Below are 16,661 nucleotides of genomic sequence, written 5' to 3' on the forward strand. Positions count from 1 at the left end.
CCCAATACACTCAAAGAGAGACCTGTATCTCGTAATTTGTTAGCAATAAGTCTACATTCGCTCCTCTTTACTTGGTTAATCACGTCATATACAAAAAGGCTGCAGCAAATGCCACAGCCCCCGAACTATTTTTCTTGTTTCTTCTTATATAAAACTGTTACGACAACTAGAATCGGTAAAATCCCTTGTCCAACGATCGTTTCTACTGTTGGGTAGAAGCCAATTGAGCTGATAACTGGTAAACCATCCACGATTGTTGTAGAAATTTTGTCCGTTAATTGCAATGTATGCAAGCTGACACCAATAATTTTAAACGCCAACACATAAATTAATACTGTTGCCACAGCGAAAAACTTATGAATTGGAATTTTCCCGCTCGCTTTAAATAATAAGACTGCAAATACAGCTAACAGCACAAATGCCACAACAATCCCTAACACGAATTGTGATGTTTCCATTTTTGGTGCAATTCCTGCATAAAACACTAGTGTTTCTGCCCCTTCACGGAAAACGGATAAGAAGCTAACCGATGCCATTGCTACTACAGAGCCACTAGAAATTGCTGTGCCCATTTGCTTTGAAATATAACGATTCCAACTTGCCACACTCGATTTACTGTGGAGCCAAATGCCGACCCCGATCATCATCGCAGCGGCAAGTAAGCCGACGTAGCCTTCCATCACTTCACGGTTTGTATCAATTGTCGCTGAGTTAAAGATTGTCGACATTAGCACTGCTGCTACAGCTGACAATAAAATTCCGACGGCTGCACCGACAAAAATCCACTTACGCATTGATTTTTGACCAGACTTCTCTAAAAACGATACTAGCGCCAAAATAATAAGCAGTGCCTCTAAGCCCTCACGCAGTAAAATAAGTGCAGAGTCCCAAAACGTATAATCGGTATCTCCTTGAATGAGCTCGATCTCTGTTTTAAAGTTGTTCAACTTACTTTTTATGCCCTCTGCATCAACATCCGCCTTCAATAATCCACTAACGATGATTGGCATATCACTTTCAATTTTCGTATAGAGACTATTATTTCGCGTCGAAATTTCTAGCTCTACACTCGGCCAAATCGTAATAAATTCACGTATTTTATCGGATGCTGCCTTGTAATCTCCTTCATCGATAAAATCATTCGCCTCATTAATATAGGCAATCAATGTCGATAATGAATATTCGCCCTCCACGACTTCAGCCGTTTCTTCACCAGCAACGAAATCCTCAATCGTTTGCTTCAATTCATCATACTGTGCTTGCATTAACGCTAAATCAGGCGCCTCTGCTGAAATTGTGATACGCAGGAAGGCCATTTGCGTTTCAATTTGCCCGTACATTGGAATACTTTGCTCACGAACTGGACGTTCATTTTTATTCCATTTAATATTGAATTCTTTATAAGCTGCATCAATGGCTTCAACGTCACCACTTGCTAGCGCTTCCTCGAATTCTGCCATTACCGGCTTAAATTTAGTGCCAAATTCCGCGCGTTGTGCCGCTTCATCGACTGGATTTTCAAGCTTTTCTAAAGAACGTAGTGCATTGGATAATGCCGACAACGCTGTTAGACGTTCTTCCTTAGAAATTGCTTCTTTCGCTTGCGCAAGCACTTCATCAACCTTTTCTTTCGCTTTCGTTTCCTCTGACGTTACTAAAGCCCAGTCTGCTGTAAACTGTTCTAGGGCCTGCTCTGCCTCCGCTTCTTTATCCTGCTTGGTATTCATGAGTGCATCACTAATGGATATGTATAAATGACTATATGACTGCGCTGCCTGCACCGGCACGACTGCCAGTGCTAATAGCAAGCAAACAATTACACTACAGCGCGTTAAAAAGTGCTTCACCTAAATAACTCCCCTTTTGTACGCCAGGGAAGCAAGCAAACACCGCACTGCCTCGATGGGTAACATATTCATTCATTTTATCCATTCGTCCTAAGCTGTTTTGCACGGCCGTAAATTGAGCCGGATCTTTTTGGAAAGATACAAATAATAGCCCTGCATCATGCGCACCCGTATTCGTCATCACACCTGAAGCATATGAATAGGAACGACGCAGCATACGAGCACCTGATTTCCGTGCTAAATGCACATGGGATATATCAGGCATAATGTACTCACCTTTTTCATCTTTTGCTTCCACTTCAAAATCATCGAATTCCTTTGTCTTACCAAATGCCGCACCACTATCTCTGTAACGGCCGAATGTTGCCTCCTGGTCTTTTAAAGACGTACGATCCCATGTTTCAAGATGCATTTGAATTTCACGTGCCACTAAATATGAGCCGCCCTTCAGCCAGCCTTTATCGACCCAAACTACTTCGTTCAAATCTTTCGCATCTGTAATGGAAGGATTTACAGTACCATCCTTAAAGGCAAATAAATTACGTGGTGTCCCCCCCGTCGCAGGGAACGAGTTAAAACCAGCCTGCGACCATTTGATCTCTACTTTTCCTGAAGCAGCGCGCACTAAATTACGCACTGCATGGAAAGCCACTTGCGGGTCATCTGCACATGCTTGAATACAAAGATCACCACCAGTAAAAGCCTCTTGCAACTGATCTTTCGGGAAATGGGGTAGATCTTCAAGCTCCTTAGGTTTCAAGTGTGACATGCCTAATTTTTCAAAGAGTGATGGACCAACCCCAAAGGTAATAGAAAGATTAGAAGCATCTAAGCCCTCCGCTTCTCCTGTATCTCCTGTTGGCACTCTCGTATTTGTTGTTAAATCTACCATTAATTCACCATTCATTAAACGCACAACAAGAGGTGTCCATTTTTTGAACAACTCTTGTAATTCTTGCTTCGATGTTACTAAGACATTCAAAGAAGCAAAATAAATATGCGTTTGGACTGGAGTGATAATGCCAGATTGATGCCTGCCATAAAAATCAATTTTATTGATAGTCGTTTTACTATCGGCAACCGGCTCGAATACATCGTAGCCCATTGCCTTCATGACGCCACCGAAACCGGAAGCACCGATGGCAACACCAGCTGCCCCGATGCTTGTCAGTTTCAACATGTCACGACGAGAAATTTTTTTATTGATCCATTTTTCATCATTTGACGTTGTCATTTATTATCACTCCAAAATAATTCCCATTTGACTTAATGGCTCACCAAGTTGGTTGACTGCTGTTGCAAGTGCTTTTGTGTTTTCTTCTGTTAATTCTTCGTAAGAAATATAGCCGCCGTTAGCTGTTACGTGTTGTGCTAGTAAATCATCTACTGCTTTGAATTTTTCATCCAATGTCGCGACTAGCTCTTTATCCTTTGCTTCTAATTTAGAACGAAGGATTTCAAAGATTTTTTCTGCTCCTTCAATATTCGCTTTGAAGTCATATAGGTCTGTATGTGAGTAAATTTCTTCTTCACCAGTGATTTTTGATGTTGATACTTCATTTAATAGGTCCACAGCACCCGTAATCATTAAATCTGGTGTGACTTCTACTGTTTGTACAAGTGCATGTAATTCTTTCGCATCTGCTAACAGTTGGTCAGCAATCGCTTCGTAACCAGCCGTTGTGTTTTCTTCCCAAAGTGCATACTCAAGCTTATGGTAACCTGTCCACTCTTCCTCGCCTTTACCTTCTTCTTGAATATCCGCTAAACGACCATCAATACGTGGGTCAAGATCCCCGAAACTTTCAGCGATTGGCTCAGAACGCTCGAAATACATACGTGCTGGTGCATAAGCTGCTTTTGCGCCCTCCATGTCACCCGCTTTGAAAAGATTGACAAAGTTCTCTGTTTCCAGCAGGAATTGATCCATTTGCTCTAAAGCGAACTCTTTATAAGCCGTTAATTCAGCTGTTAAATCCACTTCTTCAGCAGCTGGTGCTTCTTGCTGTGTTGAAGGCGTTGTATCTTGATCTGCCTTCTCTGTGTCACCACAGCCCGCCATTAAAATTCCACCTGCGACTAAAACTGATAATAATGATTTATGTTTCATGCTATGTACCTACTTTCGAATTAGTATATATTGTAAATGATAATCATTATCAAATCTGATTGCAATATGTATTTTTATTTATAGAAAAAAACGTCATTTCGCAGTTGAAAGTTATTACCAACTAGCGAAATGACGTTTTTTCTACAATATAATGATTATAATCTACTAAATTGTTGCTTGTTTCGAATTTTCTTGTTTTCCATACATGTAATAATACAGCACGATAGAAAGTAAAATTACAAATACCATGGAGAAGAAAATCGCACTGTAACCCCTTGATGGGACGAAAAACCCTAAGAAAAATGGCCCAACGCCTAATCCAAAATCATACAAGATGAAATAAGTGGATGTCGCAAGTCCTAAGCGCTCATTCGGCGTAACTTTAATGGCAATGGCTTGTGCTACCGAATTAAAGTTTCCGTAGCCAATCCCGATGCAAGCAGCCGCCACTAAAAATACAATACTATTCGTTGCCGAACTAAACGCGTACATCCCAACCGTAAAAATCACAAGGCAAGGATAGACTACAATATTTGCCCCTCTTGCATCAAGTAACTTACCAGTAAAAGGACGCGTCAATAATATTACAATAGCATAAACGATAAAGAAGTAGCTTCCTGCCGTAACTAAGTCTAGTTCTTTTGCATAAAACGTCATAAAAGACATGACCCCCGAATATGCAAAGCCAATCATAAGTGCTACAAGAGAAATCGGCACCGCTCGCATTTCAATGAAATTCGATAGTTTAAAACCAGCCTTGATCGATTTGTCTTTTGTCTTTTTTGGTGCATCTGGCACTGTGACAATAAAATATAACATAAAACAAATTACGGCCAATACCGAATCTACCACAAAAACCATACGGAAATCAGAAAAGGTTTGCGTCAATAAAATCCCCACAAACGGTCCGATTGCGGTTGCTAAAATCGCACTCAAGCTATAATAACCAATACCTTCACCACGTCGCGTTGGTGGTAATATCTGTGCAATAATCGTGCCTGTTGCTGTACTTGCTAAACCAAGTGCTACTCCTTGGAATAGACGATTTATCATTAATAACGGTAGATTTACCGCTGCAAAATACAACATAGTCGTAACCGCAAAAAATAATAACCCATAAAATAATGTTTTTTTGCTACCCCAATCGCCAATCATACGTCCACCACCAAGACGGCCTAATAGCGTCCCGATAATAAAAATACTCGACACAAGCCCTGCTGTACTGGTAGAAGCATTAAATTTATCCACTGCATAGCCTGCAATAGTCACCATTAATAAAAAGAAAATTAATGTAATTGTAAAGTTAATAAGAGATATAATTAAAAAATCCTTTGTCCATAATTTCGGTTTTGTTTCTTCCACTTCTGTTCTCTCCTACTTTTTAATATTCGCACGGATTTTTGCTAAAACTTGTGTAGCAATGTCAATGTCCTGCTCAGTCACACCCTCCAGCGCATTCTCTAAAAATGGCTTTAAATATGCCTGAATCTCTTGGACGATATGTTCACCTTGCTCCGTTAACTGTACTAACTTTTCTCGCTTATCTTTTCCTGCCACTGTTTCGACATAGCCGATCTCCACAAGCTTTTGTACAAGTCTCGTAACACTCGGCTTTTCAATGTACATAAAGTTTGCAATCTCCACAAGCGAATGTGGACCCCTATCCGTCAATAATCGAAGAACCCCCCATTGCGAGCTATACAACTGATACTTCTCCAGCTGCAAATTAATTTGATTCGTAAACGGACGATACATCAATCGATACTCATTAAAAAATTCTTGTTCATTCGTCAAAATTGATTCCTCCCAAAATGGTTAGCTAAGGTAACTATATTCTTTTCTTCGTTCATTGTCTAGTGCTGTTTCTTGAGTTTAGCTGACTGAATTGCTGTTTTATCCGTCCCTCAACAAAAAACGACTAAACGGAAAAAATCCATTCAGTCGTTTTTACGTAGTAAATATAAAAAGTACGGAGCACCGATACATGCCACAACAATCCCAGCAGGCACAGTCGCCGTGGAAATCGCCACTCGGCCAATCGTATCAGCGAACATTAACAAGCTCGCACCGATACACAATGTTAATGGTAAAAATAATTGATAGCGTGGTCCAACGAGCTGTTTCGCGATATGTGGTGCCATTAAACCGATAAAGGCAATACCACCTGTAACCGATACTGCAGCTGCTGCGAGAGCAACTGCGACCACTAATAATTGTAGTCGTTCTCGCTGAATGTTCATCCCTAATCCAATCGCTGTTTGTTCACTCATGGCTAGCACATTCAAAACATTCGCCTTATAGAATATATACGGTATACATACGACTAACCATGGTAACAGCGCCCATAAAAACGGCCAATCCGTGCCCCAAACACTACCCGCAAGCCACTGCGCAATAAACTGTACATCACTTCGCTCGGCAGAAGATATCAACAGCATCATCACACCCGATAATGCAGACGCTACTCCAACACCAACCAAGATTAAAATCACCGGCTGCACACCTTGATTTCTCTTATAAGAAAAGAAGTAGATACATAACGCCGTCAGCATTGCACTGACAAAGCCGACAACCGGTAAAACATACGCAAAATGCGGTAAATCTCCCTTTACAAATAAGTAAAACAGTGTAATCCCGACACCTGCACCAGCATTAATCCCAATAATCCCTGGATCGGCTAAATCATTACGTGTCACGCCTTGTAACACAGCACCAGCAAGCGCTAATGCCATCCCCGCAGCCGCTAACACAAATAATCGCGGTAACCGTATCGAAAACAGCACGAACGATTCTTTAAAACTACCATCACCAAACAATATCGGAAGAATCCTATTAATAGACACAGACGATGCGCCAAGTGAAATACCCATCACGAAAATAGCAATGGTTAACAAGATCCAAACAACAAGCCATTTACACTGTTTTTTCCGCGCTTCTTTAAGCAAATTGACGACCTCCCTTACGTACAAGTAGTAAGAAGAATGGAAGGCCAATAATAGAAATAATTGCCACTACTGGCGTTTCAAATGGTGCATTGATCATACGACTGACAAAATCAGCTGTCAGCATAAACCAACCACCAACTAACGCACTCATAGGCAATACAAAACGATAATCTGTTCCAACAAAGGCACGTACAATATGCGGTATCATTAAGCCGACAAATGCTAGATTCCCAACAAGCGCCACTGCAGCACCTGCTAACACAACGACCACTACCATCATTACGACTTTAATCATCGTCGTATTTTGTCCTAATCCTACCGCTACCTCTTCGTTTAAACTTAATATCGTTAACTGACGGCTAAACACAAATGCTACAACCAACCCAATTACGATAAATGGCACAATAATGAGCGCCTGCCACGTGGTACCGATCAATCCCCCACTTGTCCACATTGATACATCTTTTGAGATATTAAATAAAATTCCGGTCCCATCTGCAATTGCTTGTAATAGAGCAGAAACAGCTGCCCCCGCTAAAACTAGTTTTAACGGAGAGAAGCCACTCTTAGTAGAAGCGCCAATACCATACACAATGACCATCCCTATCCCTGCGCCAACGAAGCATGAAAAAATAAGCATGAGATAAGATGTATTTGGAACAAAAGCCATTGTGAGGGCAAGTGCCGCATTCGCACCTGCCGTAAGTCCTAGAAGTCCAGGATCAGCTAATGGATTTCTTGTAACCCCCTGCATTATGGCCCCAGCTACCGCTAAAGCACTACCGACAAAGATTGCCGCAATAATACGTGGGAATCGAATTTCGCGTAAAATAGAATAATGCTTTCCACCACTTTGGCCGAGCATCGCTTCATAGACATCCTGTATAGATGTATTTGCTGCTCCAAAACATAATGAAACAATAGCTGTCACAACTAATAGGATAAATACAAGCAACACCTGAAGCCAAAATGGGATTTGTCGAAACTTAGTCATTACCTTTGCTTCCTTCTACATCTATTATTTTAAAAACTTCTCTTCAAAGAAATCTAGTTGGTAATCAAGCGTCATCGCATCATTAAAGAAAAACACTCTTGCATCCGCTTCAAATAAGTGACCATTTTTCACCGCTTCAATTTCGTTATACCAATCGGCATTTAAAAAAGAAGTATCTTGATCTTTCGTTAAACTTAAAATCACGTAGTCACCAGTATATTCACCTAAAACCTCTTGAGAGATGGCAAAGTAACCAGGCTCTAAAGCAACTTCTTCTACTTTCTTAGGCATCTTTAAGCCCATTTCTTGATATAAAATTTCTGTACCACGGCCCCAGTTATCGCCGAATAAATAGAATTGCTTTTCGTAGTTTTCAACAACAGTAACTGTCGCATCTTCACCGATTTTTTCTTTAATCTTTGTTCCTAATTCTGCTGCACGCGTTTTAAAATCTTCTACCCATTTCGTCGCTTCGGCTTCTTTGTTCACTACTTTACCAATTTCGATATGTTGTTGTAGGTAGTCATATTTGCCATACGTAAATAATACAGTAGGTGCAATTTCCGCTAGTTTATCAGCATTTTCGATATTGTTTAAACCAATGATTAGATCAGGCTCTAGTTCTAAGATTTTTTCGATATCTGTACTCTCAACAATTTCAGCATCCTTAATGCCTTCTGCAAAATTTGAATTCAATGCAGACCAAGAATCCACTCCTACCATATTCACACCAAGTTTCAATAAATCGCCTACATATGAAGACAATACGACAACACGTTCTGGATTTGCTGGCACTTCAATAGGTCCTGTTTCAGATTCATACGTAATTGTTTCTGCTGAAGATGCTTTTCCTGCATCCTCGTCTGTTTTTTCTTCACTCTTTTCACTATTGCCGCATGATGCTAGCACTAATACGACCATCATAAACATTGGTAAAAGCCATTTTTTCATGTCGAATAACCCCTTTATGTTGTTTGTAATAAATTATATGTAATGCACATCGGCTTATTTGTTCGAGGATCCTTGCCGATCACTGCATCAATATGAAACACTTCCTGTAAAACTTCCGGCACAACGACTTCCTCTGCTGTCCCGAATTTAACAAGCTCTCCTTGTGAAAGGGCCACAATGTAATCCGAAAAACGTGCTGCCTGGTTTAAATCATGTAGCACCATGACAATTGTGCGACCTTCCTTCTCGTTGAGCTCGCGGAGTAATTCTAAAACCTCTAATTGATGCGCCATGTCCAAATAGGTCGTTGGTTCATCTAGAAAAATAATGTCGGTTTCCTGTGCCAAAGCCATCGCAATCCACACACGTTGACGTTGCCCACCGGATAATGCATCGACCGTTTGTGTTCGGTATGCGTCCGTTTTTGTTACCTTTAAAGCCCAGTCAATGACATCCTTATCTTTTTGCGATAAATTGCCAAAGCCCTTTTGATATGGAAATCGACCATAGGATACGAGTTCTTCCACAGTTAAACCATGTGCGCTTTCTGGACTTTGTGGCAGGATTGCTAGCTCTTTTGCTAACGCCTTCGTATTCATCTCTGAAATATTTTGACCATCCAAAATAACCTGTCCACTCTCATGCTTTAGAATTCTAGTAATCGCTTTTAACAGCGTAGATTTACCACAACCATTCGAGCCAATAATAGTCGTAATTTTACCGTCAGGAATTTGTAGCGACAAATCATGCACAATTGTTTTATCCTCGTAACCAACACGAATCGATTCTATTTGTAAACGCAAAATGTATCCTCTCTTTCTTTTTACTAATACACGTGCTATGATATCACCAACGAACGAATTGATAATCATTATCACTATCGTCATTCTAGTTACCAGAAGTGAATTTGTCAAATAATTTTTTATCATTTTAGAAGGTGTGAATATAAAAATGAAAGATATTTATGATGTAACCATTATTGGTGGTGGGCCTGCGGGACTCTATAGTGCTTTTTATAGTGGTTTACGAGGCTTAAAAACGAAGCTAATTGAGAGCCAAGAACAGCTTGGTGGTAAGGTTTTACTTTATCCTGAAAAATTGATTTGGGATATTGGTGGCCACCCTCCAGTGTTAGGTGAGCAATTTGTTAAGCAATTAATTGCCCAAGCTAATACATTTGAGCCTACGATTTTAACTGGGACAAAGGTAGACTTCGTTGAACGTGAAAATGATGTTTTTGCTTTACATACAGCTCAAGGAGAGATTCATTATTCTAAAACGATATTATTAGCGGTTGGTGGCGGTATTATTAATCCTCAAAAACTAACACTTGAAGGCGCCGAAAAGTATGAAATGTCGAATTTACATTATACGGTTCAGTCCTATCAGCGTTTTGTAGGCAAAGACATCATCATTTCTGGTGGCGGGAATGCCGCAATCGACTGGGCTGTTGAACTAAAAGCAATTGCACATAGTGTTACAGTCGTCTATCGCAACGAAACGCTATCTGCACATGAGGCAACCATCCAAGAAGCAATTGATGCTGGAGTGAAAATTGAATGTAATACATCCATTACGAAGTTGACTGCCAATACAGATAAAACAGCGATTCAACTAGTCACATGCGAAAATTCACTAACAAAACAAAGCTATACACGCCAGATCGACGAGGTCATTGTCAGTCATGGTTATAACAAAGAGGCTTCATTAGTATTTGAACCATCCATAACTTTACCTAAGAAAGAAAATTATTATTTTGAAGGAAAAGCAACCGGAGAAACTGCCCAGCCAGGTATTTTTGCTGCTGGCGACATTTTAACGTTCGAAGGAAAAATCCATTTGCTACTAGGTACTTTCCAAGATGCAGCCAACGCTGTCAATTCGATTAAAACATACTTAGAACCAACAGCATATCGCAATGCCATGGTTTCTTCCCATAACGAAGCATTCAAAGAGAAGAATCGCTCTATTATTGAAAAACAACTGATGCGAGTTAAATAAACACGAAAAACCCCTTCTCTTTCAAAATTTTTCATTCTAACTTATTACAATTAAGCTGAATATCATCATTACAAAGCCAGCAGTGATTTTCTCCTGCTGGTTTTGGCTTTTATGATAACTAACTTTTAATAAGCGACAGATATCATAAAATTACTAAATAACTCAATGAAACCATATTTTTATAATTGATATAGTTGACCCTAATAATAGATAATGAAGTAGATAAAAATCTATTTTATAGTTAGGAAGAAAGTAATGAATAAAATATTAAAAAAATATTTTCTAATACCCGCTCTGATAACTACATTATTTGCCTCTCCATTTAGTGCTGATGCCTCAGTAAATGACGTACATATGACTTATTTATATGGCGGAACTTCTAGCACCAATTTAAAAAATATAGATATGACATTAGGAGCGATAAATACGGCTACTCCTGGATTCTATGAATTAAACGCTGACGGTAGTTTAAAATCTTCAATTGATAAAAATTTAATACAAGGGTTACACAATAGAGGATTAAAAGTAATTCCATTTATTACCAATAATTTCGATCGAAAATTAGGTCAAATAGCGATGAAAAATAGAGATAGTTTATCTACTCAACTTGTAGAATCTATCGTAAAAAATAATTTAGATGGAATAGATATAGATATTGAGAATTTAAACTATACAGATAAGGAAGATTTTACAGATTTCATTCGATTATTACATGAAAAAATGCCTAATGATAAAACAATATCAATAGCAGTTGCTGCAAATCCATATGGATGGACAACCGGATGGCATGGTTCTTATGATTATTTAAAACTAAGTGAATATAGCGATTACTTAATGGTCATGACATATGATGAAAGTTGGAAAGGTGGTCCTGTAGGTCCTGTTGCTAGCTTACCTTTTGTCGAAAATTCCATTAAATCTTTATTAAATCAAGGTGTTGATTCGAAAAAAATAGTTTTAGGCCTCCCTTTTTACGGTCGAATCTGGAACGATGGCGAGAAATTAGGAGGAGATGGTGTTGCCAATAAATCTGTAAAAAGCATAGTGAATAACCATAAAGGAAAATTCTATTTTGATAATGCCTCAAAATCAGCTTATGCCAAATTCACAGTTAAAAGCAGTGATACACCTACTTATGTTGGTGGTAAAAAACTAACACCGGGAAATTACACAATATGGTATGAAAATAATTCATCTTTAAAATATAAATTAAGGTTAGTAGAGAAATACAACTTAAGAGGAACAGGAAGTTGGGATTTAAATCAAGCAGATAATGGAATATGGGATTTTTATTCGTCTTGGGCGAATGGAGAACATAATTTTATAGATTCTGAAAATCATTGGGCTGAGAGTGATATTATGTCACTTTATAAAAAAGGATGGATTAACGGAAAAACCGAATACACTTTTGACCCAAATGGTGATTTAACAAGAGCACAGGCTGTTTCTATCATTGTCAACGCAATCGGATTAGACGAAACAAACGAAACTGTACCTAATAATTTCACTGATGTTCCTAAAGACCATTGGGCAAAACGGGCTATTGAACTAGCACATAAATATAATATTGTTAATGGAACAAAATCACATATTTTCGAACCGAATTCTCGAATTACAAGAGCTCAATTATCAGCAATATTATCGAGAGTATTAGATTACCCATTAAATAATACGAGTAAATCACCTTTTTATGATATACAAAAAGGACATTGGGCGTATTCAGATATTTTAAAACTAAGTAGTCACGGTATTATTAAAGGTAAAGAAGACGGTGGATTTTACCCTAACGATTTTGTTTCAAGAGCGCAAGTAGCAGCTATGGTCAATCGTGCAAGTGGAGATTTAGAAAAATATCCAACAATAAAATAACTAACTTCAAATGGGATAGGCAAACAGCACCTATCCCGTTGTTGTTTAAACTTACAGTAATGAATAATTGCATCCCTATTTTATCTTTTAACAAAGCCTCACGTTAAGACCCTTTTTATGAATGCCAATGTTTTATTAATAATTAATTCTTGATCATTATCTAACGTCGCGACATGATAGCTATTTTCTAGTCGACAAATTTCCTTCTCCGTAGTCTGTATTCCGTCCGCAATGATCTGTGAATTATACGGTGGTACTACATGGTCCTCGGCGGAAACTAAAATTAATGTAGGACAAGTAATTTTATACAGCCGTCTCCTCACTACTTCTACTAAATTTAATATTTCATTTACAGAACGTACTGGTGTCTTAGCATAAGCAAGCTCCGTCACCCCAGGCTTCTTAATATCTGAGCCAATGCCATCTAAAAACTGTACATCTGTAATGTGGCGAATTGACTCCATGGCTGGCAATACCACTGCCGCATTAATAAGAATGATGCCTCGCACTTCGGGATGTTTCTCTGCCATATATAATGTCAACGTACCACCCATAGAAAGACCTGTGACAAAAATTGTATCGCAACGCTCTTGAAGCCATTGATATCCTTCTTCAATCGAATGAATCCAGTCTTGATAGGTTGTTTGTGCCATGTCCTCATGGTGAGTGCCATGTCCTTTCAATAACGGCCCACAGACTGTAAAACCAGCTGCCGCATAGGCCTCATACAGAGGGCGCATGCTTTGTGGTGAACCTGTAAAACCATGTGACACTAAAATCCCTACATTATTGCCTTCTGCATAAAACGGTTCTGATCCTTGCAGGATTGGATATTTTTCAGCCAAAAAAATTCCTCCCTCTATAAAGTCTTCTCTATCGCTTTTAATTACACGACATTTTACTTACATTATGGCAGATTGAGCGTTTCTAGTAAATTCAACATTCGGATAATTGTACTCTTTTCAAACAGATCTCCTTTTTTGAACAAAGGATCGCAGCAACATTCCCGACATTTTGTACGCAAAAAAAACACATCAACAATATATCCATTGATGTGCAACACTGTTCATCTTCCATCAAGATAAACTATCTAAAGAAACTTATTAATGACCCCATTTGTCTTATCATATTAACCCCATATGATATCCTTCCTGCATGGCCCATGATTGTATTTAAATTATCTGGTAATCTTCCAAATCTAGATGTTTGCGGTTGTTGATTAGGATAATAGAAAGGTTGCTCCTGCATACCTTGATAAGGAGGGCCAAAACCTTGATTATATGTGGGTGGAAATGGTCTATTTCTACGATTCTGTGGATAAAATGGCATCAATTCACCCCCTATCAGAAAACTTTTAATAATATATGTCTGTATTTTTTTATGGCTTAGACTTTCGTAGAAGTTGAACAAGAAAATATTGGAATCTAGTGATTTAACCTGCCTCTCAAAACATATTATGGCACTATTAAAAGCATTACTTTCCCCTACTACTTCTTCTATAAAGGTTCTTTTCTTGTCAACTTTCCCTCTTACTGGAACCATACTATTTTTAATTTCATATTATACAAACATGACGAATGAAGAAGGTGTTTCTGATACAGGATTCAAAATATCTAGATTTTTTGTCCAAATTTGGTGTTGGGGGTGCGCATCCTGGTGGTATTAATCTAACAAAGGAAATATTCAAGACTGAGAACGTCAGTAAAACTTCTCACATTTTAGATGTAGGGTGTGGTACAGGTCAAACTGCTGCCTATTTAGCTGAAAAATACGAAGCAAATGTAACTGGCCTAGATATCAATTCAATAATGATAGCAAAGGCCAAAAATAGAATGAAAAAAAACCGCTTACCAGTAAAAATAATTCAAGGTTCAATCGAAAAAATTCCGTTACCGGATCAGAAGTTTGATTTTATCATTTCTGAATCTGTTCTTTCTTTTGTCAATAAACATAAAGCCCTTAAAGAAATTTTTCGGTTATTAAAAAATGGCGGCCGTTTCATTGCCATTGAGTTTACTATTACCCAAAAGCTCGAGGCAAAAAGTGAAGAGGAGATTAAACATTTTTATGGGTTTGATTCCTGCTTAATGAAAAAAGATTGGATCAATTTCCTTCAACAAGCTGGTTTTAAAAATATTCGTATACAGAAAAACAAATCCATTTCTTCAGTACCTGAATTTCATCACTCAGAGGATATTGAACCTGATCTTTACGAGATAATGGATAAGCATTTTGATATACACTTAAAGTATCCAGGGGTTCTGGACTATAGAATTTATTCATGTATTAAATAGAAGTATCGGTTCTTTTATTGATTAGAAAATGAAAAAGAGCAGGAGACTTGTTCATAGACAAATCTCCTACTCTAAATTCATTGTAATTATTTTATTATTTCTATAAAATGTTTTAATACCCTCGCCGTTAAACCCCAAATTGTATACTTTTCATAATCAAAAAACCACTCTTCCATTGAACGTGTTCTCCATTGATACTGTGCACCGTTTACAATTTTTTCAAAAGGAAAGTCTTTTGAAGGCACTATCTCAACGGATACTTCATGCATATAAGGCTCATAATTCAAGAACCAATTGACTGGTACCGTAAATACCTCTTCAACTTCTTCTTTGTTGTAAGAATGAATAATTTGATTGTAATCAATGGTTGCTACAAACGGATAAATGACAAATGAAGAAGATGTAATATAAGGACTTAATTGCCCTACAATATTAATCGTATTTGGATCGACACCTAATTCTTCAGATGTTTCTCGTACAGCTGCAGCCCATGGAGACTCGTCTGTTGCGTCGATTCGACCTCCAGGAAAACTTATATCACCTGGCTGTTTTCTCATAGTGAATGAACGTACTTCGAAAAGGATATGCCATTCATCATCCACTTGAACTAATGGAATCAAAACGGCTGAACGAAAAGCTGTCTCTTCTCCGATAAATTGGAATTGATTTTGATTTAAATATTTCTTTAGTTTATCTAGGAACATAAAATTCCCCTCGCCTCAATAATTAATATTCTTTCTATCGTATCACTAATAGATTAATGGATAAAGAATATCAGAACGCTATTATTATTTTTTCTACTAGAGAGCTTATTTTTATTAGGAAATATTGAATACTATTTCCTAATAAAAATAACAGCCTGATTATTTACTTAATCAGACTGTTTCATTGATAAATGCTTACTTATGATGTTATCAAATTATATCCTTGCCTAGCTCTTATAATAAGTTATTGGATTGTCGAACCCACTATTTTTGTACTACCGGAGCAGGATAGTCAAAGCCTTTCGTGTCCACTTCGACCTTTTTCATTTGCTGATCTTCTAACGGCTTATCTGCACCGTCACGTTCAGCTGCAACGATAGCATCTACTGTTTCCATGCCCTCAATTACTTTCCCAAAAGCAGCATATTCTCCGTTAAGACTAACCGCTTCTTCTACCATAATAAAAAATTGTGATCCCGCAGAGTTTGGTTCACCCGTCCGTGCCATTGAAATGACACCACGTTCATGTTTTAGATTATTTTCAAATCCATTATTAGAAAATTCACCTTCAATAGCATATCCTGGTCCACCTGATCCATTTCCTGAAGGATCTCCTCCTTGAATCATAAACCCAGGGATAACTCGGTGGAAAATAAGACCATCATAAAAACCTTCTTCAACTAAGGAAACAAAATTAGCTACCGTATTGGGAGCTATAGTAGGCTCTAGTTCAATGACGATTTTTTCATCGTTTTTCATAGTAATTGTCACAATTGGATTTTCTTTCACATCTGATGAATAATCCGTTTTTCCATCAGATTCCTTAACAGCCTTATCCCCTGATTGCCCACTTTCTGTTGATGTTCCACAACCTGTCAAAACAAAAGCTATCGCCATCAGACTAAAAACTAAATAAAATACTTTATTACGCTTGAACATATACTTT

16 protein-coding genes are annotated in these 16,661 nt (G+C 38.2%); 3 read left to right on the plus strand and 13 right to left on the minus strand.

Features of this window, described 5'->3' with window-relative positions; all coding sequences use genetic code 11:
* Nucleotides 1–125: 125 nt before the first annotated feature.
* From AEA09_RS09235 to AEA09_RS09275, 9 genes are all read right to left on the minus strand, one after another.
* A complete protein-coding gene (locus AEA09_RS09235) occupies nucleotides 126–1,847 on the minus strand; it encodes an FTR1 family protein (protein ID WP_053583556.1) in 1,722 nt (573 codons plus the stop codon).
* Nucleotides 1,822–3,081: an iron uptake transporter deferrochelatase/peroxidase subunit gene (efeB, locus tag AEA09_RS09240; RefSeq protein WP_053583557.1), complete on the minus strand. Its 1,260-nt coding sequence runs from the start codon at nucleotides 3,079–3,081 to the stop codon at nucleotides 1,822–1,824. The genes AEA09_RS09235 and efeB overlap by 26 nt, the downstream gene beginning before the upstream one ends.
* 6 nt (nucleotides 3,082–3,087) lie before the next feature.
* The gene (gene efeO / locus AEA09_RS09245; RefSeq protein WP_053583558.1) at nucleotides 3,088–3,957 is read right to left on the minus strand and encodes an iron uptake system protein EfeO; all 870 of its coding nucleotides are present in this window, start codon (nucleotides 3,955–3,957) and stop codon (nucleotides 3,088–3,090) included.
* A 165-nt stretch (nucleotides 3,958–4,122) separates the two neighbouring features.
* Complete coding sequence (locus tag AEA09_RS09250; protein WP_053583559.1) at nucleotides 4,123–5,319, minus strand: MFS transporter; 1,197 nt, start codon at nucleotides 5,317–5,319, stop codon at nucleotides 4,123–4,125.
* Nucleotides 5,320–5,331: 12 nt separating this feature from the next.
* Nucleotides 5,332–5,751: a MarR family winged helix-turn-helix transcriptional regulator gene (locus tag AEA09_RS09255; protein ID WP_053583560.1), complete on the minus strand. Its 420-nt coding sequence runs from the start codon at nucleotides 5,749–5,751 to the stop codon at nucleotides 5,332–5,334.
* A 143-nt stretch (nucleotides 5,752–5,894) separates the two neighbouring features.
* Nucleotides 5,895–6,902 (minus strand): FecCD family ABC transporter permease, encoded by a 1,008-nt coding sequence (locus tag AEA09_RS09260; protein WP_053583561.1) that lies wholly within the window; start codon nucleotides 6,900–6,902, stop codon nucleotides 5,895–5,897.
* Nucleotides 6,895–7,896, minus strand: a complete 1,002-nt coding sequence (locus tag AEA09_RS09265; RefSeq protein WP_053583562.1) for a FecCD family ABC transporter permease — start codon at nucleotides 7,894–7,896, stop codon at nucleotides 6,895–6,897. The genes AEA09_RS09260 and AEA09_RS09265 overlap by 8 nt, the downstream gene beginning before the upstream one ends.
* 24 nt (nucleotides 7,897–7,920) lie before the next feature.
* Nucleotides 7,921–8,847 (minus strand): iron-hydroxamate ABC transporter substrate-binding protein, encoded by a 927-nt coding sequence (locus AEA09_RS09270; protein WP_053583563.1) that lies wholly within the window; start codon nucleotides 8,845–8,847, stop codon nucleotides 7,921–7,923.
* Nucleotides 8,848–8,861: 14 nt separating this feature from the next.
* On the minus strand, nucleotides 8,862–9,653 hold the full coding sequence (locus tag AEA09_RS09275) for an ABC transporter ATP-binding protein (protein WP_053584670.1): 792 nt from the start codon (nucleotides 9,651–9,653) through the stop codon (nucleotides 8,862–8,864).
* 145 nt (nucleotides 9,654–9,798) lie between these two features.
* On the opposite strand from AEA09_RS09275, the gene AEA09_RS09280 reads away from it, so the two are divergent.
* Nucleotides 9,799–10,848 carry an NAD(P)/FAD-dependent oxidoreductase gene (locus tag AEA09_RS09280; RefSeq protein ID WP_053583564.1) on the plus strand — a complete coding sequence of 350 codons (1,050 nt, stop codon included), beginning with the start codon at nucleotides 9,799–9,801 and terminating at the stop codon, nucleotides 10,846–10,848.
* Nucleotides 10,849–11,103: 255 nt separating this feature from the next.
* Nucleotides 11,104–12,717, plus strand: coding sequence for a glycosyl hydrolase family 18 protein (locus AEA09_RS09285; protein ID WP_053583565.1), 1,614 nt, complete (start codon nucleotides 11,104–11,106; stop codon nucleotides 12,715–12,717).
* A 98-nt stretch (nucleotides 12,718–12,815) separates the two neighbouring features.
* On the opposite strand, the gene AEA09_RS09290 is transcribed toward AEA09_RS09285, so the two are convergent.
* Nucleotides 12,816–13,562, minus strand: a complete 747-nt coding sequence (locus tag AEA09_RS09290; RefSeq protein ID WP_053583566.1) for an alpha/beta hydrolase — start codon at nucleotides 13,560–13,562, stop codon at nucleotides 12,816–12,818.
* Nucleotides 13,563–13,803: 241 nt separating this feature from the next.
* Nucleotides 13,804–14,046 carry a hypothetical protein gene (locus tag AEA09_RS09295; RefSeq protein ID WP_053584671.1) on the minus strand — a complete coding sequence of 81 codons (243 nt, stop codon included), beginning with the start codon at nucleotides 14,044–14,046 and terminating at the stop codon, nucleotides 13,804–13,806.
* Between the two features lie 248 nt (nucleotides 14,047–14,294).
* Between AEA09_RS09295 and AEA09_RS09300 the strand changes: the two genes are divergently transcribed.
* On the plus strand, nucleotides 14,295–15,011 hold the full coding sequence (locus AEA09_RS09300; RefSeq protein ID WP_082332614.1) for a class I SAM-dependent methyltransferase: 717 nt from the start codon (nucleotides 14,295–14,297) through the stop codon (nucleotides 15,009–15,011).
* Nucleotides 15,012–15,097: 86 nt separating this feature from the next.
* On the opposite strand, the gene AEA09_RS09305 is transcribed toward AEA09_RS09300, so the two are convergent.
* Nucleotides 15,098–15,715: an NUDIX hydrolase gene (locus tag AEA09_RS09305; protein ID WP_053583567.1), complete on the minus strand. Its 618-nt coding sequence runs from the start codon at nucleotides 15,713–15,715 to the stop codon at nucleotides 15,098–15,100.
* Between the two features lie 264 nt (nucleotides 15,716–15,979).
* On the minus strand, nucleotides 15,980–16,654 hold the full coding sequence (locus AEA09_RS09310; protein WP_082332615.1) for a peptidylprolyl isomerase: 675 nt from the start codon (nucleotides 16,652–16,654) through the stop codon (nucleotides 15,980–15,982).
* Between the last annotated feature and the right edge of the window lie 7 nt (nucleotides 16,655–16,661).

The organism is Lysinibacillus contaminans (assembly GCF_001278945.1).
Lineage (GTDB): Bacteria > Bacillota > Bacilli > Bacillales_A > Planococcaceae > Lysinibacillus > Lysinibacillus contaminans.